The 18,349-nt window shown below is 69.3% G+C and carries 12 protein-coding genes; 6 read left to right on the top strand and 6 right to left on the bottom strand.

The annotated features are described in order from the left end of the window. Positions 1–18: 18 nt before the first annotated feature. The 4 genes from NGK62_RS20920 to NGK62_RS20905 form a co-directional block, all read right to left on the bottom strand. A complete protein-coding gene (locus tag NGK62_RS20920; RefSeq protein WP_251880158.1) occupies positions 19–6,747 on the bottom strand; it encodes an autotransporter outer membrane beta-barrel domain-containing protein in 6,729 nt (2,242 codons plus the stop codon). A 234-nt stretch (positions 6,748–6,981) separates the two neighbouring features. Beyond that, the gene (locus tag NGK62_RS20915) at positions 6,982–7,266 is read right to left on the bottom strand and encodes a hypothetical protein (RefSeq protein ID WP_059376157.1); all 285 of its coding nucleotides are present in this window, start codon (positions 7,264–7,266) and stop codon (positions 6,982–6,984) included. Between the two features lie 161 nt (positions 7,267–7,427). Then, on the bottom strand, positions 7,428–8,750 hold the full coding sequence (locus tag NGK62_RS20910) for an MFS transporter (RefSeq protein WP_059376154.1): 1,323 nt from the start codon (positions 8,748–8,750) through the stop codon (positions 7,428–7,430). 175 nt (positions 8,751–8,925) lie between these two features. Further along, positions 8,926–9,585 carry a GntR family transcriptional regulator gene (locus tag NGK62_RS20905; protein WP_059376151.1) on the bottom strand — a complete coding sequence of 220 codons (660 nt, stop codon included), beginning with the start codon at positions 9,583–9,585 and terminating at the stop codon, positions 8,926–8,928. A 119-nt stretch (positions 9,586–9,704) separates the two neighbouring features. Here NGK62_RS20905 and NGK62_RS20900 point away from each other — a divergent pair, with 119 nt between their 5' ends. Genes NGK62_RS20900 through NGK62_RS20875 form a run of 6 tightly spaced genes read left to right on the top strand, consistent with a single transcriptional unit; the run spans position 9,705 to position 15,517 of the window. Next, the gene (locus NGK62_RS20900) at positions 9,705–9,875 is read left to right on the top strand and encodes a hypothetical protein (protein WP_165867867.1); all 171 of its coding nucleotides are present in this window, start codon (positions 9,705–9,707) and stop codon (positions 9,873–9,875) included. Further along, positions 9,868–11,223, top strand: coding sequence for an amidase (locus tag NGK62_RS20895; RefSeq protein ID WP_251880156.1), 1,356 nt, complete (start codon positions 9,868–9,870; stop codon positions 11,221–11,223). Before NGK62_RS20900 ends, NGK62_RS20895 begins: the two co-directional genes overlap by 8 nt. Positions 11,224–11,237: 14 nt before the next feature. After that, a complete protein-coding gene (locus tag NGK62_RS20890) occupies positions 11,238–12,434 on the top strand; it encodes a CaiB/BaiF CoA transferase family protein (protein ID WP_251880154.1) in 1,197 nt (398 codons plus the stop codon). After that, positions 12,431–13,216 (top strand): enoyl-CoA hydratase, encoded by a 786-nt coding sequence (locus NGK62_RS20885; RefSeq protein ID WP_251880152.1) that lies wholly within the window; start codon positions 12,431–12,433, stop codon positions 13,214–13,216. Before NGK62_RS20890 ends, NGK62_RS20885 begins: the two co-directional genes overlap by 4 nt. Before the next feature lie 28 nt (positions 13,217–13,244). After that, positions 13,245–14,147 carry a polysaccharide deacetylase family protein gene (locus tag NGK62_RS20880; RefSeq protein WP_251880150.1) on the top strand — a complete coding sequence of 301 codons (903 nt, stop codon included), beginning with the start codon at positions 13,245–13,247 and terminating at the stop codon, positions 14,145–14,147. After that, positions 14,144–15,517 (top strand): MmgE/PrpD family protein, encoded by a 1,374-nt coding sequence (locus tag NGK62_RS20875; RefSeq protein WP_251880148.1) that lies wholly within the window; start codon positions 14,144–14,146, stop codon positions 15,515–15,517. The genes NGK62_RS20880 and NGK62_RS20875 overlap by 4 nt, the downstream gene beginning before the upstream one ends. A gap of 23 nt (positions 15,518–15,540) precedes the next feature. Here the strand turns inward: NGK62_RS20875 and NGK62_RS20870 are convergent, their stop codons facing one another. Next, positions 15,541–17,604 carry a TonB-dependent copper receptor gene (locus NGK62_RS20870; RefSeq protein WP_118933067.1) on the bottom strand — a complete coding sequence of 688 codons (2,064 nt, stop codon included), beginning with the start codon at positions 17,602–17,604 and terminating at the stop codon, positions 15,541–15,543. Between the two features lie 243 nt (positions 17,605–17,847). Continuing rightward, positions 17,848–18,255, bottom strand: coding sequence for a DUF2946 family protein (locus NGK62_RS20865; protein ID WP_059376135.1), 408 nt, complete (start codon positions 18,253–18,255; stop codon positions 17,848–17,850). Positions 18,256–18,349 lie beyond the last annotated feature (94 nt).

Raw genomic sequence — 18,349 nt, 5'->3', positions numbered from 1 at the left:
CAACAAGAATCCGGGTGGTCAGAACGGCACCATCACCTTCAACGTGCCGCGATGGCTTTGTATGTGGGACGAAAAGTCGCCGTCGTACTGCAGCCGGAAGTCCAGGCCGCCGGCGTTCGACACCTGCAGGCCTGCGCCGATGCGGCTGATGACGTCGTCCATGGGCACCGAGGTGTCGAAGGCGCCGGAGCCTGCCGGTGCGCCCTGCAAGCGCGACTTGACCGTGTACTCGTTCTTGGACAGGAACGACACGCCGCCATACATGTAGGGGCGCATGGTCGCGCCGTTCTTCAGCGCCACCTTGCCGCCCAGCTCCAGCGTCGGCGACAGGGCCATGACGAACTGGTTGCTGCTTTCCACGTCCAGATGCAGGGCGTCGCGGGATTCGCTGTAGCCGGGCATATGGGTGTAGGACGCGTCCAGATCCACATAGGGTTTCAGGTAGACGTGTTCCGCGGCGTAGGTGCGGGCGATGCGCAGGCGCAAGGCCGCGCCATAGACGTCCAGGTCCGAGTCGGCCGTGCTCTGCATGCCGGGGATGCGGATGCTGCGGTTGATATCGTATTGGCCATAGCCGCCGCCCAGGGCCGCAGACAGGGTCCAGGGCCCGGTTTCGCGCTTGACCACCACGCCGGCATAGCCGCTGTCGCCCTTGCCGCTGACCCGTCCATCGTCGCCGCTCAGATGGCTGATCTGGTAGGCGACGGAGCCGCCCAGGAACCAGCCCGGGCTGACCTGGCGCTGGCCGCCGAACTGGTAGGTGACGCCATCGAACGAAAAACCGGAGACGCCGCCGTCGCCGTCCTGGTTGGTATTGATGCCGGACACCTGGCCCCACAGGCAATCCTGCTCGCCGGTCAGCGCGTCGCCGCCCTGGAATGCCGGGCACGACATCATGGCGCCGGTAAAGCGCGCCATGCTGGCCTGCATCTGCGCGGCGGGCGCCACGGTGACGCCGGCCGACAGGTCGGACAGCCGGTTCGAATAGGTGTCGGCGCTTTCGCGGGAGGCCATGTCCAGCGCCGCGAACAAGGACGCCATGGCGGCATTGCCGCCCAGGTTCCAGGCGCCTTGCAGATGACTCGCGACCGAGCGCTGGTTGGCGGCCAATTGCATGGACGGCGCGGCGAAGTCGGCCTGCGCGGCGCGCACGCGCACGTTCTTGCCGTCCAGCCTGGCGTCGTAGTCGATCACCGGGCTGTCCTTGGCAACGGGACTGCCTTGCACATCGCCTTGCAGCGTCGCCACGGTGACTTCGTGATCGGGCAGCAAGGTGATGGGCTGGACATTGACCTGGCCGTCCAGGCGGGTATCGCCCTGCACCACCATGCTCGGCGATTTGAGGTTGGCGAAGTCCACGTCAGCCTGCAGCAGGCCGCCGGCCCGCAGGTTGAAATTCCCCGCGACCGTGAGCGTGTCGAAGGCACCGGTCCTGCCTATGGCCACGACACCCGCGTTGTCGATGTTGGCCTGATAGAGCGTGGCGTCGCTCAGGGTGCCGCTGGCGGCGTTCCAGACATTGCAGGCGATGCCGCCCGCGCCGCCGCCGCATTCGATGTTGCCGAGGACGTTCCCCGCATTGTTGATGGACAGGCTGGCGCTGGGGGCGCTGGCCAGGAAGCTCACGGTCTTGGCCTGCTGCAGGGTGGCGCCGTCGTAGCGCACCGCGCTGCCGCCGGCGCCGGCCGCGATCATGCCCGCCGAGCCCACGGTCAGCGTGTTCTGCTGGTCGCCCACGATCCAGACGCCGTAGGCGCCCGCGCCGGTGCCGCCGCTGACCGAACCGTCGACGGTGACGGCCACCTGGCCCGACCCTTGCGGACCGGCGCTTTGCGCAAGGATGCCGGTGGCGCCGGCGCCGGTCGCGGCGATGCTGCCGCTTTGCGTCAGCGTGACGTTCCCGCCTGATCCCGTGCTACCGGCGCCTGCCGTGCTGCCGGCGAAGCCGCCAGCGGCATTGCCGCCCAGCCCGCCCCCGCCGCCGATGGATTGGGCGATTACGCCGAAGGCGTAGGCGCCGTGGGTTTCGATATTGCTGGCGACATTGAGAGCGACCGTTCCGCCGCTGCCGCTGCCGCCCGTCTGCCCGCCGCTTGGGGTCCAACCGCCCGAACCCAATTGCAGCCCCTTGCTGGTGTCGCCCGCGATGCCTCCGCCGCCGCCGATGGACTGGGCGATCAGGCCATGCGAGCCCGCGCCGCTGGTGCTGATGTGGCCGCCGGCATTCAAGGTCAAGGTCACGGTTCCGCCATCGCCGGCCGCGCCGCCGCGCCCGCCCAGCGACACGCTGGCCAGATTGCTGGCGTCGCCCGCGCCGCCCAGGCCGCCGCCGCCGCCGATCGATTGCGCAAGCACGCCGTAGGCGCGCGCCCCTTGCGTGGTGGCGGCGATGCCGGTAGCGACATCGATGTTGCCGCCCGAGCCGGACAAGCCGCCGTTGCCGCCCACCGCGACGCTCATGGAATGGCTGTCCTGCTGCAGCTTGGAGCTGCTGTTGCCCGCGCCGGCCGTGCCGCCGCCGCCGCCGATCGACTGCATCGCCAGCGCCGGAGAGTCGTCGCCCGTGGTCTGGACGTTCAGCCAACTGCCGCCGCCAGAGGTCAGGATGCCGCCGCCGTCGCCGGCCACGCCGCCGGTTCCGCCGAAGGAGGCGCCGACGGTGATGGTGCCCTGGGCCTGATCGGAACCGTCGCCGCCCTGCCCGCCGCCCCCGCCGATCGATTGCAGCAGCACGCCGTAGGCGTTGTAGCCGGTTGTGACGATGCTGTTGCCATGGTCGTCGTCGAAGTAGAAGCTCAGGGCGCCGCCGTTGCCGCCCACGCCGCCGCTGCCGCCCACGCCGATGATCGCGTTGGCCTTGATCTTGCTGCCCGAGGCGCTGGACGATCCGCCCACGCCGCCGCCCCCGCCTATGGATTGGGCGACCAGGCCGTCGGCCCAGTCGCCGGCGGTGGCGATCTTGCCGGCGTAGTTCACGGTGACGTTGCCGCCATGGCCGCCCGTGCCCCCGGTGCCGCCCACGTCCACGCCGAATTGATAAGTGCTGTTTTCGTCGTCGAGCCGTTCCTTGTTGTCGCTGTGATTGCCGATGCGGTCCAGGATGGGATAGGACGAGGCGTCGGCGCCCAGCGATCCGCCCAGCCCGCCGCCGCCGCCGATCGATTGCAGCAGCACGCCGTCGGCATCGCCGCCTTCGGTGCGGATGGCGCCGAGCAAGACCGCGGCGATGCTGCCGCCGGTGGCGCCGGAACCGCCCGTGGCGCCCAGGCCCACCTGCAGGCGGGCGGACGGCCGTTCCTCGGCGCTGCCGGCCACGTTCAGCGTGCCACCCTGCGAGGCCCCGCCGCCGCCGCCGATGGACTGCGCCACGATGCCGCGCGAGCCCGAGCCCAGCGTGCGGATGGCGAAGTTGGGGTTCAGCGTCACGTCCACATTGCCGCCGGTGCCGCCCGAGCCGCCGGTGCCGCCCAGGGCCAGGGTCAGCTTGACGTTGGTGGGCCCGCCGTGGGTGTAGGCATTGCTGCTGCCGACCCCGCCGTTGCCGCCGCCTCCGCCTATGGATTGCGCCAACACGCCGTTGGCGTAGTCGCCATAGGTCACGATGGTGGACGCCGGCGGCACGCGCACGCCGGGCGGGGTCAGCAACGACGGCGGCATGGCGACATAGGCGCCGTTGGCATCGCCCAGGCTCACGCCCACCGCGCCGCCGTCGCCGCCTGCCGAGCCGGAACCGCCCAGTGTCATGCCCGCGGACAGCGAGATCGTGGTCGCATCGCCCAGCACGGTGGACAGCACGGACGAATCGCCGCCATTGCCGCCGCCTCCGCCTATGGATTGCGCCATCACGGCGTGGGAGCCGTCGCCCAGGGTGGCGACCGTGGAGCCGTTGCTGAGGTTGATCTGGGTGACGCACGCCGCGTCTCCCGGCGGGCAGGCGCTGCCGCCCGCCCCGCCGCTGCCGCCCACCGCGGCTTCGAAGTTGAACGCCAGGGATGCGCCCTCGCCGGTGGGCACCGCCACCACCAGATCGCTGGCGCTGGAACTGCCGCCATTGCCGCCGCCTCCGCCTATGGTCTGCGCCAGGATGCCGAACGAATCGTTGGGCGCATAAGTGGCGGGATCGATGTTCGGGCTGGCGTAGTCCATGCCCGTGGCGACGTGCGAACCGCTCAGGTTCACGATGGAGGACTGGCCGGCGCCGCCCGAGCCGCCGCTGCCGCCCAGCACCACCGCCGCGTTGAAACCGACCGTCACGTCGTAATAGCTGGCGTCGCCGCCGTTGCCGCCGCCTCCGCCGATGGACTGGGCCAGGATGCCGGCCGAGTGCGAGCCGCCGGTGCTGATGTTGAGGTTGCTGTAACCCACCTTGACCTCGGCGGCATTGCCGCCGGCGCCGCCGCTGCCGCCCAGTTGCAAGGCCGCGAAGGACGCCACGCTGGCGTTCTTGACGCTGCCGCCCGTGCCGCCGCCCCCGCCGACGCTTTGCGCGATGATGCCGGGCGCGTAGTTGCCATGGGTGGCGATGTTCGAGGTGGAGTACGTCAGCGTGCCGTCGCAGCCGCCCTGGTTGCTCATGCAGACCGTGCCGCCGTTGCCGCCGCCGCTGGCGCTGCCGCCGATCGCCACCGATACGCCCACCGATGCGGTGAAGGTATCGCCGCCGTTGCCGCCCCCGCCGCCCACGGATTGGGCCAGCACGCCCGCGCCGAACTGGCCGGCGGTCTGGATCGAGCCCAGGTCCTGGATGATGACGTTGCCGCCCGCGCCGCCCCCGGCGCCGGCGCCGCCCACGCCCAGCACGCCGATACTGTCGCCGCCGCTGCCCCCGCCGCCGCCGATGGACTGGGCCACCATGCCGATGGCGGCGTTGCCGGCCGTCGAGATGGAGCCGGTATTGCCCATGACCACCGTGCTGCCGGAGGATCCGGTGGCCCCGGCCGAACTGCCGCCCACGCTCAGCAGGCCGGTCGCGCTGCCGGAAGCGCCGCCGCCGCCGCCGATGGACTGGCCGATCATGCCGTGCGAGCTGTAGCCCGAGGTGGCGATGGACCCGCTGTTGCTCATGGTGACCTGGCTGGCCGCGCCGCCGCCTGCGCCGTCCCCGCCCAGGGAAACCAGTTCGGCCGTGTCCGCGCCGCCCGCGCCGCCGCTGCCGGCGATGGACTGGGCCAGCACGCCGTAGGCGTGGTCGCCGCCGGTGGTGACCGTGCCGGCGGTCGCGACATTGACCGCGCCGGCGTTGCCGCCATTGCCGCCGTTGCCTCCCTGGCCGCCCAGCACCGACACGAAGTCGCTGCCCGTGCCGCCGCCGCCGCCGACCGATTGCGCCACGATGCCGGTGGAAAAATTGCCCGTGGTGCTGATGGCGCTGCCGCTGGCGGTGGAGACGGTGACGGCGCTGGCGTTGCCGCCGAATCCGCCGCCCCCGCCCTGCCCGGCCAGCTTGGTGCTGTCGGTGCCGTCGCCGCCCTGCCCGCCCAGGCTCTGCGCCGCCAGGCCGGGCAGGTTGTCGCCGCGGGTCGCGACGCTGCCGCCCTGATAGAGATTGATCGCCACGGCGCCACCCGCGCCGCCATTGCCGCCGGAATGGTCCTTGTCCGGGCCTTTGCCGCCCTTGCCGCCGATGGCGCGGGCGGCAACGCCGGCGCCCTGCACGGTCGCGCCGGCCGCCGAACCGGCCACGTCCAGCAGCACCGAGCCGTTCACGTCCACGGTCACCTTCTGGGTCCAGCTGTCCGAGGTGCCGCCGCCGTTGCCGCCGTTGTCGCTGTTGTCGGTCGACGCGGTTCCGTCGCCGCCGATGCTGTGCGCATAAATGCCAAAGACCGTGCCGCTGTCGAAAACCTGCCAGTAGCTGTTGGCCTGGCCCTGGTGCGTTACCTGCACGGTGCCGCCCGTGCCAGCATTGCCGTTGTTGTAGCCGCCCATGCCGCCCACGGAGTTCGCGTAGATGGCCGCGCCGGTTGCGTAGGTGCGCAGCCTTGTGGCGCTGCTGCCCAGGTTGATGGCGCCGGTGTTGCTGACCGTGACCGTGCTGGCGTTGCCGCCATTGCCGCCGATTTGGTCGCCGTATTCCAGCGTCGGATCGTTCTGGTCGCCGCCCGCCCCGCCCACGGCCCGCGCGTTGATGCCGTACAAGCCTTGGCGCGGGGTGGGCAATGAACCCGACAACGTCAGGTTGCCGGAATTGGTCACGGTCACGTTCTGGCCCAGTCCGCCATGTCCGCCGTTCGAATCGTTGTTGTCGTTGGCGGGGTCGCCGATGCCGCCGGACGAGACCGCCATGATCAGGCTGTTGAAGTTGCTGAGCGCCGTGCCGTTGAGCGCGATGTCGCCGCTGCTGGACACGGTGATGTGGCCGCCATCGCCTGCCGTGCCTTCATCCACGCCATCGCCGCCGCGCGATATGGCCGTGACCACGCCCACTGGGTTCAGCCGGGTCTGGTTCTCGTTGGCGTTGTAGTTGCCCGAGGACGTGACCGACACGTCCGGTCCGTTCTGGCCGTTCTTTTCGTTGTCATGGTCTACGCCGCTGTCGCCCTCGCAGATGGCCTGGGCGCTTGGGTAGTTGCCGGACGGCACGTTCAAGGTGGGGCCGCCTGCGCATGCGTAGCCGGCCTGCGCGCTGCCCGCCGCGCCCCAGGCGCAGGCGCCCAGCGCGGACGCGATGGCCAGCCGCAAGGTGTTCTGCCGCAGCAGAGGGAAAGGCAGGCCGTGGCCGCGCGTGGGGCGAGAGAGGGGCTTCATGGATGATCGGATTCTTGTGGCCTGAGCGCGGAACCCGTCCGGGAGCCGGACGCGTCGCTCAGTAGTAACTGGCAAAGTTTCGCCACTAGAATCCGCAGGCCGTGCGGTCGGTGCAACGCTTTTTCGACGAATCAGCGCTTTTTTTCGACGAAATCGGCAAAAAAAGCCACATCGTTACATCGAGCCGGGAGCGGATGTAAGCAAAGGTTGGCGCGAGGCAGCCGGCCCTTCGTATCAGGGGCGTGCACGGGCGCCGGCCGACGCCAGCAGGGTCCGGCCTTTTGGCGTCAGGATGACGACCGGTTCGGCGCGCGCATCGTCCCGGTCCCGGGACATGTCCACGAGTCCGTTGGCGGTCGCGTCTTCCCAGGCGGACAGGCGCGGACAGGAACTGCGCCAGGCGTCCATGGTCTGCGCATAGGTGCGCGGCCGTTCGGCGATCCAGGCCAGGAATTGCAGCAGGTTGCCGAGCTGGGAGGCGCCTGCCTCCAGCTCCGGGGTTGCGTCGTTTCTCTTCATCGCCATGCGCTCCCGACCAGGATGTAAAAGGCGTTCTGGTCCTTGCCGCGGGCGATGTCCATCCCCACGGCCTATCCCGGCTTGGCTGCGAGCCGATACCGGAAGCCTGTGTCGATGATGACACGGCGGCGGATCTTGCGCACGGCTTCCGCCCCCGTAGGCTAGACCGCGAGCCTGCGCATCGTCAGCGCGACGACCGCCGTGGCGACAAGCTGCATGCCGGCCACGACGTACAGGCCGGCGGCCACGCCGCCCGTCCATTCCTTGAGCCAGCCCATCATGAAGGGCGTGGCGAAGCCGGCCAGGTTGCCGACCGAATTGATGAAGGCGATGCCGCCCGCGGCCGCGGTGCCTGTCAGGAATGCCGCCGGAATGGCCCAGAAGACGGGGAACGCGCCAAGCACGCCGATGGCGGCGATGCTCAAGGCGCCCATCGCCAGCACGGGGCTGCCGATGTAGGCGCCGGTCAGGGACAGGCCCAGCGCGCCGACAAGTGTGGCGCCCGCGCAATGCAGCCGGCGTTCACGGGTGGAGTCGGAATGCGCGCCGTTGATCACCATCGCGGCCGTGCCCAGGATGAACGGGATGGCCGACAACAGGCCTATGTTCAGGGCGCCTTGCACACCGAGCTCGCGCACGATGGAAGGCATCCAGAACGCCAGCGTCGCATTGCCGCCGACGATGCAGAAGTACGCCGCGGTGCACAGCCACAAGGCCGGCAGGCGCAGGGCCTGGGCGAAGCTGGCATGTTTGCCGGGATCCAGGCGTTCGCTGTCCAGCTCAGCCGTCAGCGCGGCCTTCTCCGCCGCGCTGAGCCAGCGCGCCTGTTGGGGGCGGTCCGGCAGGTAGGCCAGCACCACCAGTCCGGCGATCACCGATGGAATGCCTTCCAGCACGAACAGCCATTGCCAGTTGCGCAGCGGCGCCACGCCGTCCATGCCGCTCATGATGAGCCCGGCTATCGGCCCGCCGACGATGCCGGCGATCCCGAATGACGTCATGAACCAGCCATTGATGCGCCCTCGCCTGCCTGCCGGTATCCAGTACGTCAGATAGAGCATGACGCCGGGGAAGAAGCCCGCTTCGAAGGCGCCGAGCAGAAAGCGCAGGACATAGAAGGAAGTCGGCGTGGTCACGAATGCCATCGCCATCGAGGTCAAACCCCACAGGATGGTGATGCGGGCCAGGGTCTTGCGCGCGCCGATGCGCTGCAGCAGCAGGTTGCTGGGCACTTCGAAGATGAAGTAGCCGATGAAGAAGATGCCCGCCCCCAGACCGTACACGGCTTCGCTGAAGCGCAGGTCCTGCAGCATCTGCAGTTTGGCGAAACCGACGTTGACGCGGTCGATCCACGCCAGCAGGAACAGGAAAATCAGGAAAGGAATGAGGCGCCAGGCGACCTTGCGGTGCATCTGGCCTGAATCGGCGGTGGGCGCTGGGCCGTGCGCCGGCGCGGTGAGGGGTTGCGGTGAAACAGCATCCATAGCGGGTTCCTCGGTGGAGCGGATCAGGGGAGCGCCCTAGCCCGCCGACACCGGGGCAAGGTCACGCGAGCAGATGTTTTTGTCTGCTATAAATATATTTTGCCATTTTGAAAAAATACAATAATCAGGATTAACCCGCGGTGAGCACCGCCGGCGACGCCCCGCTGGCGCGTCTTCAGGCCAGCAGGTTCTTGGGTAGCGCGGCGATAAAGGACGCGAAGCTGGTGGCCCCCTGCCCGGGGCTCATGTGCTGGGTCATGACCGCGGCCGCGCGCGCCGGGTCCTGCGCCTGGATCGCTTCGAGCAGCTGGCCATGCTGTTCCCACGACGAGGCCAGGCGGCCGAAAGCCGAAAAGGCGTGCAGCCGGTAGGCGCCGGTGCGCGACCGCATGCGCAGGATCTCCTGGCGCAGATAGGGATTGCGGGCCCCTTGGTACAGGGCATCGTGGAAGCGCCGGTTGTGTTCCTGCCAGGCGTCGGTGTCCTCGCGCCTTACCACGGCCGCGGCGCGTTCATGGATGGCCGCCAGCTCGTCGCGTTCGGCCGGCGTCATGCGTTCGCAAGCCAGGCGCGCGCCTATGCCTTCCAGCTCCGCCAGCAGTTCCCACATCGCCAGCAACTGGGCCACGTCCATCTTCGCCACCACCATGCCGCCGCGCGGCAGGCTGGCCACCAGGCCTTGCGCTTGCAGTTGCAGCAGCGCCTCGCGCACCGGCGTACGGGAGACCTCGTAGGTCTGCATCAGCATTTGTTCATCGACCGGATCTCCCGGCAGCAGGCTGCCATCGCGGATGGACTCTTCGACGGACAGGCGGATGCGCTCAGCGGCTTTCATGGCGGACTCCGGTCAAGGGGGGAAGAAAATTCACGCTAGGCATAGTATTTTCTTGACTTCTATAAATATATTTATGAGACTAGACTTTTATTTTAACGAGCAAAACGCGGCAGGAGGTAATGAGCATGGAAGACTCGCCCAAGCAGGAATGGCAGGCCTGGGTCGCCCTGGCCTGCAAGACGCATGGCCTGGAGGTACCCGTGGAGACGCAAGCGGCGGTCGCTCGCACGCTTTTGCGTCTTGCTGCCGTGGAGGCCGAGATCGCGGGTTGCGGGGATGGCGATGCCTGATCCTCTGCTGCATCTCTCCGTGGCCGACATGCGCCAAAACTACGCCCAGGCCGCGCCCGGCGCACGCGCCGCCTTGGTCGCGGCCCAGGCTGCGGCGTTCCAGCGGCGCGCGGCCGACTTGCACTGCGCCACGCGCACCTATCAGCCCTCCCCGCCAACCGTGCGTTCCGGCGGCCTGCTTGAAGGGGTGGCGCTGGCGCACAAGGATGCGTTCCAGACCGGCATGCACGCGCCGGGGCGCGGACGGCCATTGCGCGACGAAGCCGCGGGTCCGATGGCCACGGCGCTGCGCCGCTTGCAGGACCACGGCGCGCTGAACCTGGGCGCGCTGGCGATGGCCGAGCACGCCTGCGGCGCGACAGCCGAAAACCCGCACGGCGCACCGCTGGCCAATCCGCTGGACGCCGCCGCCGCGGTGGGCGGATCGTCCAGCGGCTGCGCCGTTGCGGTGGCGGCGGGCCTGGTGCCCGCAACGCTGGGCACCGATACTGCCGGCTCGGTGCGCATGCCGGCCGCGACCTGCGGCCTGGTCGGACTCAAGCCGACGCCAGGGGCGATCCCGGCGGACGGCGTGGCGGCCTTGGCGCCTACCTTGGACACGGTGGGCGTGATGGGCCGCAGCGCGCTGGATGCGGCCTGCGTCTACGCCGCGTTGCTGCCAGCGCCGACAACGGCGTCCGCCTTGCCTGCGGACGCCGCGCAGATCGAACAGGAACTATCCAGGCCGCGGCGTTGGCGGCTGGCGTCGACGCTGGCGACCGCCGGGGCGCGCGCCGACGTGGCGGCGGTGATGGCGCGATTCGAACACGGCCTGCCCGATCCACATCGCATCGGCTTGCGCCCCGCGCCCGACCTGGACCGCTTGAACCGCCTGGCCCAGATCGTGCTGCATGCCGAAGCCGCGGTCACGCTCGCGGACAGCGCGCGCCATGAATTGGCCTCGCTGGCGCCCGCCACCCGGGCCATCGCGCTGCCGGGCTGGGCCATGCCGGCGGTCTGGTATCGCCATGCCTTGTCGCAGATCGCGCCATTGCGCGCCGCCTTCCTCGCCACCTGTCTGGCCGACGCGGACCTGCTGCTCATGCCCTGCCTGCCGCAAGGCGTGCCGGACCGCGCCGCGGTGACCACCAGCAGCCCCGGCTTCGATCCGCGCGCCCTGGCCGCGCTGCACCGTCACCACGCCTACCTCAACTATCTGGGCCTGCCGGCGCTGGTCTTGCCCGTCGGCATCGATGCGCAAGGCCGCCCCGTCTGCGTGCAAGCGGTCGGCGCGCCCGGCAGCGAAGCGCTGCTGCTGGCCTTCGCGCATCAGTTCGCCCTGCCCTTTTCCGCCATCCTGCAACGCTAATCCACGGACTCATCATGGCCAGAATCAATGCCTCCCCCACTCTTGCGCGCTTTCGCGTGCTGGACCTCTCGCGCGTGCGCGCCGGCCCGACCTGCGTGCGCATCCTGGCTGATTTCGGCGCGGACGTGATCCGCATCGAACCGCCAGCCGGGATCGATCCCAATGAAGCCATGTTCGCCGCCGACCGTACCGGCGGCGACTTCCAGAACCTGAACCGCAACAAGCGGTCGATGACGCTGAACCTGAAGAAGCCCGAAGGCCTGGCCGTGTTCAAGCAGCTGGTGGCCACGGCCGACGTGGTGGTCGAGAACTGGCGCCCCGACGTCAAGACGCGCCTGGGCGTGGACTACGACGCCCTGCGCGCCATCAATCCCCGCATCATCCTGGCCAGCATTTCCGGCTTTGGGCAGGACGGCCCCTATGCGGACCGGCCGGGCTTTGACCAGATCATCCAGGGCATGGGCGGGCTCATGTCGGTCACGGGCTTTGCCGGCGGCGGTCCGCTGCGCGCCGGACTCGCGGTCGCCGATTGCGGCACGGGCATCTATGCCGCGGTCGGCATCCTGCTGGCCCTGCTGGAGCGTGAACACTCCGGCACGGGCCAATGGGTCCACAGTTCCCTGCTGCATACGCAGATCGCGCTGATGGACTTCCAGGCGGCGCGCTATCTGAACGACGGCGACACCCCGGTGCAGGCGGGCAACGACCATCCGACCAGCAGTCCGATGGGGTTGTTCGAGGCCAGCGACGGCGCGTTCAACCTGGGCGCGTCCGGCGAAGGCAACTGGCGCCGCCTGTGCGAGTGCCTGGACGCGCCGCAATGGCTGGAGGACCCGCGCTATGCGACCGAGAAGCTGCGCGTGGCCAACCGGGCCGCGCTCAACGCATCCCTGGCGCAGCGCTTCCGCCAGCAGGGCGTCGCGCACTGGGTCGGGCTGCTGAACCGCGCCGGCGTGCCGGCAGGCCCGGTCTACAGCATTCCGCAGGTATTCGAGGACGAACAGGTGCGCCATCTGGGCGTGGCGCAGAGGGTTGCGGACGAGACCGGGCACGAATACCGCGTGATCTCGCAGCCCGTGGCCTTGACGCGCACGCCCGCCCAGATCGCGAGGCCCGCCCCCGGCTGGGGCGAACACACCCGCGAGATGCTGGCGGAGTTGGGCTATGCCACGGGCGACGTCGAGCGCCTGTATGAAGAGGGCGTGGTATGAGCGGCGGCCAGATCCAGTTGGATTTCCAGGACGGCATCGCAACCCTGACGGTCTGCCATCCGGAACGGCGCAATGCGATGACGCTGGCCATGTGGCAGCAACTGGCCGCGGCGCTGCGTGAGCTCGAAGGCGCCGAGGTCCGGGTGCTGGCGCTGACCGGCGCCGGTACCCGGGCCTTCGTGTCCGGGGCCGACATCAGCGAGTTTGACCAGGCTCGCGACGGCGCGGCCGCGGTCGCCCGGTACAACCAGGCGGTGGCCGATGCGCAGCAGCTGCTGGCGGACTTCCCCGCGCCTACGGTCGCGCTGATACAAGGCGCCTGCATGGGCGGCGGCATCGGCCTGGCGCTGGCTTGCGACCTGCGCTATGCCAGCGCCAGCGCCCGCTTCCGCATGCCGGCGGCAAGACTGGGGCTGGGCTACTCCTATGCCGACATGCGCAGGCTGGCGGGCGTAGTGGGTGCGGTGTCCGCCTTCGATCTGTTCTATACCGCCCGCATCCTTGACGCCGAGCAGGCCGAACGCCGCGGCCTGGTCCACGAACGGTACGCCGACGACGATTTCGTTCGCCAGACGCAGGCCCGGGTGCGCGCCATTGCCGCCAATGCGCCCCTCTCCCTGCGCGCGGCAAAGGCGGCCATACTGGCGACCATGAATCCGCCCGCGCCCGCGCAGCTCGATGCGATCGACGCGCTGGTGGCCCAGTGCTTCGCCAGCGAGGACTACGCCGAAGGCCGGCGGGCGTTCGCCGAGAAACGCGATCCGGTCTTCCTTGGCCGCTGAGCCGTCTTTGAACCATGAGCAAGATGCCATGAACAATCCACGCATTCCTTTCATGCTTTCCAGCCAGCGCCCGCCCCTGGCGGCGCTGGACGGCCGGGCCATCCTGGTGCACCTGGTCGTCAATGTGGAGCATTGGCCGTTCGACCAGCCCATGCCCCGCACCCTGCTGACCGCGCCGCATGGGCGCGAGACGGTGCCGGACGTGCCCAACTACAGCTGGGCCGAGTACGGCCTGCGCTGCGGGCTGCCGCGGCTCATCGACGCCATCCGCGGCCGCGGCCTGCCTGCCTCGGCCAGCCTGAACGCCTCGGTCATCGATGCCTACCCCGAGGCGGCCCAGGCGCTGCTGGAGGCCGGCTGGGAATTCATCGGCCACGGCATCCACCAGCGCGCGCTGTCGCAAGAGGACGGCGACGGCCAGGCGCGCACCATCGCGGCGGCGCTGGACCGGATCGAGCGCTTCAGCGGCCGCCGGCCGCGCGGCTGGCTCTCGCCGGGCCTGCGCGAGACGCGGGATACGCCGGATCTCCTGGCCCAGGCCGGCATCGACTACCTGTTCGACTGGTGCCTGGACGATCTGCCCAACTGGATGCGGACCGCCGGCAGGCCCCTGCTGGCGTTGCCCTATGCGCTGGAGCTGAACGATTCGGTCATCCACGCCGTGGAAAAGCATGCCACCGGAGAGTTCGGCCGGCGCCTCGAGCGGACGCTGGACCTGTACGCCGACGAGGCCAGGACCGCCGGCCGTCCGCGCGTCCTCACGCTGGGACTGCATCCCCACCTGATGGGCGTGCCGCACCGCTACGCCGACCTGCTGGCCATGCTGGACCTGCTGCAAAAGCACCCCATGACCACCTTCGTCACCGGCGCCGCGATGCATGATTGGTACGCCCGCCAGGTTCCCGCCCAGCACGATGGAGCCGCCGCATGAATGCCATCGATACCCTGGTCGCGCATTTGCTGCGCACCCAATACGAGCACCTGCCGGCAACGGCGGTGGACGCGGCCAAGACTTTCATTCTGGATGCGGTCGGCGTCGGTCTGTCCGGCTCGCGCCATCCCCGCATGCCCTCGCTGCGCCAGGCGGCCCAGGCCCTGGGCCAGGGCGCGGAAGCAACCGTCTGGGGCAGCGGCGAGCAGCTGCCCCTTGCCAGCGCAGTCATGCTGAACGCATACCAGGTCTTCAATCAGGAGTTCGACGCGATCCACGACCAGGCCGTGGTGCACGCGTTTGCCTGCATCGTGCCGGCGGCGCTGGGCTACGCCGAACGCGAAGGCGGCGTCGACGGTCCCCGGCTGATCACCGCCGTCGCCGCCGGATTGGACTTCGCCATCTATGTCGCGCTGGCCCAGCGCGCACCCATGCGCTTTTTCCGGCCGGCCATGTGCGGCGGCCTGGGCGCCACGGCTACGCTGTGCAAGCTTGGCCGGCTGGATGAGAGCGCCACGCGCGATGCGCTGGGGCTGGCGTACAGCCATCTCTCCGGCACCATGCAGGCGCATATCGAAGGCTCTCCCGCGGTCGGCCTGCAGGTCGGCCTGAACGCCAGGGCGGCGGTTACGGCCTTCGAACTGGCGCGCGCGGGCTTCCCCGGTCCGCGCGACATCCTGGAAGGCCCATACGGCTACTTTGCGCTGTACGACGCCGGCCAGGCCGACTGGGACGCGGTCCGCGCGGACGTGGGCCGGGTGTTCCAGATCAGCCGCATGAGCCACAAGCCCTACCCGACCGGCCGGGCCACCCATAGCGGCATCGGCGCCGTGCTGGACCTCATGCGCGTTCATGCGCTGCAGCCGGGGGACGTGGACCGGATCACGGTTCGCGCGTCGTCGCTGATCGTGCGCCTGGTGGGACGGCCGGCCCACCCGGGCATGGATTCCGCCACCGCCCGGCTCTGCATGGGCTATGCCATCGCCACGGCCCTGCTGCGCGGCCGGGTCGGCATACCCGACTTCGATCCCGACGCGCTGGCCGAGGCCAGGACTTTCGAACTGGCCGCGCGCGTTCAGGTGCTGGATGACGGCAATCCGGACCCCAACGCCATGAGCCCCCAGCGCGTCGAATTGCGGCTGAAGGACGGCCGCGAATTCACGGTCGACATGCCGGCCTTTCCTGGCAGCCCGGAACGCCCCCTGGGCGTGGCGGAACAGGACGCCAAGTTCGAAGCCTGCTGCGCGTCCGCGCAGCCGCCCTTGCCCGCCGCCCAGGTGCGGGAGCTGGCGCGACGGCTGCGTGGACTGGAGGCCGAACAGGACCTGCGCGCCATCGTCCGCCTGCTGACGACTGGGCGTCCGTCCTAACCGCGTATGCCGGACTGGGCGCGTCAGTACTTGAAGCTCACGCGCGCCCAGACGGTGCGGCCCGGTTCATTGACTGCGGTGTTGGCGGCATAGCCGAAACCCGCATTTCCGGCCAGGTTCAAGTGTTCGCTGTAGGTCTTGTTGAACAGATTGTCCACACCCAGCGACAGGCGGACCTGCTTGTTGACCGCGTAGCCGCCGTTGACGGAGAAAACGCCGAAGCCCGCGCTTGGGCCGAAGTCCTTGCCCACGACGTTGCCCTCGTTCAAGGCGTAGCGCCTTTGCGCGGCCACGATGCGCCACAGCGCCCCGGCCGACCAGGTGCCGTCATCGTAGGCGGCGCTTAGCCTGGCCTCCAGCGGCGGCATCTGCGGCAGCGCCCTGCCGTCGCTGCGGTTCTCGCCCCAGGCATACGCGAGCGTGGCTCCCAGCTTCCACGCGGGCGCGGGCTTGTATGAGACGCCGAGTTCGCCGCCAGCAATGCGCGCATCGACATTGCTGGCCTGCGACGCCGGACCCATCATGCCGCCCGAGGTGTAGCTGAACAGGATGAAGTCATTGACGTAACCCGCGTAGCCTGAGAACCAGGCGTCCAGTGCTTCGGTCTTATACTGCGCGCCGAAATCCAGCTGGGTGGTTTTCTCGGGCTTCACCCCCTGGAAGGCGTTGACGGACCCGGCAGGCCCCTGGTCCGGAGAGAACAGTTCCCAGTAATCGGGGAAGCGCTCGACGTGGCCCAGGCCCACATAGACCGTGGCCGGCAGTGTGGCCAGATCCTGCTCATATCGTAGGAAGCCGCTGGGCAGCGTGTCCTTGCGGCGTTCATCCGCAGTGGGATTGGGCATGGGCATCATCATCGAGCCTGTGCCCTGGCGGAAGTCCTTGGCCGAGGCCCAGTCGATCCGCGCCCCGCCGATGACGCGGCTGTCCTGCGCGGCGCGCCAGGTCAGTTCGCCGAACAACCCGGTGTTGGAAAAGTCGGCGTCCTTGACCCAGCTCTGGCTGCTGTACGGCACCGTGTCGGTGCCGCTGCGCGAGCGATGGCGGCTCTGCTGGAAATCCAGGCCGGTGACCAGGCTGACATCCGGCGAAAGTTCCCAGGTGCCGGCGTAGCGGCCGCCCCAGGTCGCGCGGTCCACGTCGGCCGCCATGGCCATGGGCATGGCGCTCATGGGGTCCGGCGCGCGCAGCGTGTAGTTGTCCATCACATGGTCGGCGTAGTTGTAGTACAGCTGCGCTTCGACCTTGCCCAGCACGGGCCCCAGGTTGCGCTTCTCGAAACGCAGGCCGAAACTCTCGCGCTTGAACTGGGAGCCGTCCATGCCGCGGCCGGCATAGCGCGCTTCGCCATCGCCCGTGCCCGCGGTCAGTTCGTACAGCGTGTCGGCGTCAGGCGTGTAGCCCAGGGTCAGGTCGGCGTTCCACTTGTCCCAGCGCGAAGGCACGGTGTTGCCGTCGCCGTCCTTGTAGTCCTGGGAGTGGGAATGGTTGGCGGTGATGCGCGTGTAGACCTTGTCGTTGCCCAAGGTCAGATCGGCGGCCTGGTCGTTGCGGCCGAACGAGCCGCCCGTCAGGCTGCCGTCGAATCGCACGCCGGCCGCCGTGAAGCGAGGCGTGTCGCGGTCGAACTTGACCGTGCCGGCGGACGCGCCGGGTCCCCACAGCACCGTCTGCGGCCCCTTGATGACCGTGAGCTGGTCGAAGTTCTCGGGCGAGATATAGGAACTGGGCGCGTCCATGCGCGCCGGGCAGGCGCCTGGCATGGACGTGCCGTTGGTCAGCAGATTCAGGCGCGAGCCGAACATGCCCCGCAGCACGGGATCGCCGTTGGTGCCGCCATTGCGGATGGCCGAGAAGCCGGGAATCGTCTTCAGATAGTCGGTCCCGTCGCTGGCCGGCAGCGGCTGGCGCGGGATCTTGGGATCCGTGGTGAAGGTCAACGGCGCGCTGGGTTCTACGCCCGTGATGACCACGGGATCGGTGGTGTAGACGTCGGGCGTGCCGGCGGCTTGGGGCCAGGCGGGAAATGAGGCGGCCACTGCGGCGGCCAGGCAACTCAGGCGCAGGAATTCTTGGTTAATGGTCATGTCTGGTGTCTGTCGATCGGGAACGTGCGATGGCAGGCGCAGACGGGCGGCGCGGCCGTCTCCCCTTAAGGAAGGCGTGACAGGAGCGCGCAGTCTGCGCATGGGCGTGACGAAAGGGGGACCCTCCCCGCGCGGCGCAAAAGGACCATGGCCCGCTGCGCGCCGATGACGCTGGCGCAAGCGCTCAGACCCGCGGAAACACGGGCTGCGCGGATGGCATGTCGTTGAAGGCTGGGGAGAGGGTCAGGCGGATGGCGGCGGCGCGCGCGACCGTTGCGGCAGCCGGGTCAAGGCGCTTGCAATGTGGGGTTCGGCGGCCGGGGGATGGACTGCGGGGGCTGCGGCTGGCAGGAGCCAGGCCAGCAGGATGATTGCGGGCGGCAGCGCGTCGCTCAGCATGGCGCAGCCCGCGCTGCAGCAGTGCGGCAAAGCGCCGCTGTGCTGCTGCTGCGCACCCTGCTTTTGCCCATCGGCATCCAGCGTCACCACGCGCGGGCCGCTGGCCGTGCAGACGATGGTGGTGACGCCTGCCTGGCCCGTTCCGATGCCCGAGGCCGCCAGCGCCGAAGACGCGATTAGCGCCTGGAAGACGAACAGGGCCATCGCGACCAGCGCGACCCAACGTCTACGGGCATGGGCAGATGCGTGCATTCGGCGGTTCCTTATCGGTGCAGATGCTATCACGCAAGACGGAGCAGATGCCGTGGACGAATGGCAACGCGCAGCCAATTCGGATTGCCGCCTG

Source organism: Achromobacter sp. Marseille-Q4954 (assembly GCF_943737025.1).
GTDB classification, from domain to species: Bacteria; Pseudomonadota; Gammaproteobacteria; order Burkholderiales; family Burkholderiaceae_B; genus Achromobacter; species Achromobacter bronchisepticus_A.
This window is presented reverse-complemented; position numbering and strand designations above follow the sequence as displayed.

Coding starts and splice junctions, on each gene's coding strand:
- NGK62_RS20905 (WP_059376151.1), bottom strand. CDS start 9,585: ATGAAAGCCGCTGAGCGCATCCGCCTGTCCGTCGAAGAGTCCATCCGC.
- NGK62_RS20890 (WP_251880154.1), top strand. CDS start 11,238: ATGGCCAGAATCAATGCCTCCCCCACTCTTGCGCGCTTTCGCGTGCTG.
- NGK62_RS20880 (WP_251880150.1), top strand. CDS start 13,245: ATGAACAATCCACGCATTCCTTTCATGCTTTCCAGCCAGCGCCCGCCC.
- NGK62_RS20910 (WP_059376154.1), bottom strand. CDS start 8,750: ATGGATGCTGTTTCACCGCAACCCCTCACCGCGCCGGCGCACGGCCCA.
- NGK62_RS20875 (WP_251880148.1), top strand. CDS start 14,144: ATGAATGCCATCGATACCCTGGTCGCGCATTTGCTGCGCACCCAATAC.
- NGK62_RS20915 (WP_059376157.1), bottom strand. CDS start 7,266: ATGAAGAGAAACGACGCAACCCCGGAGCTGGAGGCAGGCGCCTCCCAG.
- NGK62_RS20920 (WP_251880158.1), bottom strand. CDS start 6,747: ATGAAGCCCCTCTCTCGCCCCACGCGCGGCCACGGCCTGCCTTTCCCT.
- NGK62_RS20885 (WP_251880152.1), top strand. CDS start 12,431: ATGAGCGGCGGCCAGATCCAGTTGGATTTCCAGGACGGCATCGCAACC.
- NGK62_RS20865 (WP_059376135.1), bottom strand. CDS start 18,255: ATGCACGCATCTGCCCATGCCCGTAGACGTTGGGTCGCGCTGGTCGCG.
- NGK62_RS20900 (WP_165867867.1), top strand. CDS start 9,705: ATGAGCATGGAAGACTCGCCCAAGCAGGAATGGCAGGCCTGGGTCGCC.
- NGK62_RS20895 (WP_251880156.1), top strand. CDS start 9,868: ATGCCTGATCCTCTGCTGCATCTCTCCGTGGCCGACATGCGCCAAAAC.
- NGK62_RS20870 (WP_118933067.1), bottom strand. CDS start 17,604: ATGACCATTAACCAAGAATTCCTGCGCCTGAGTTGCCTGGCCGCCGCA.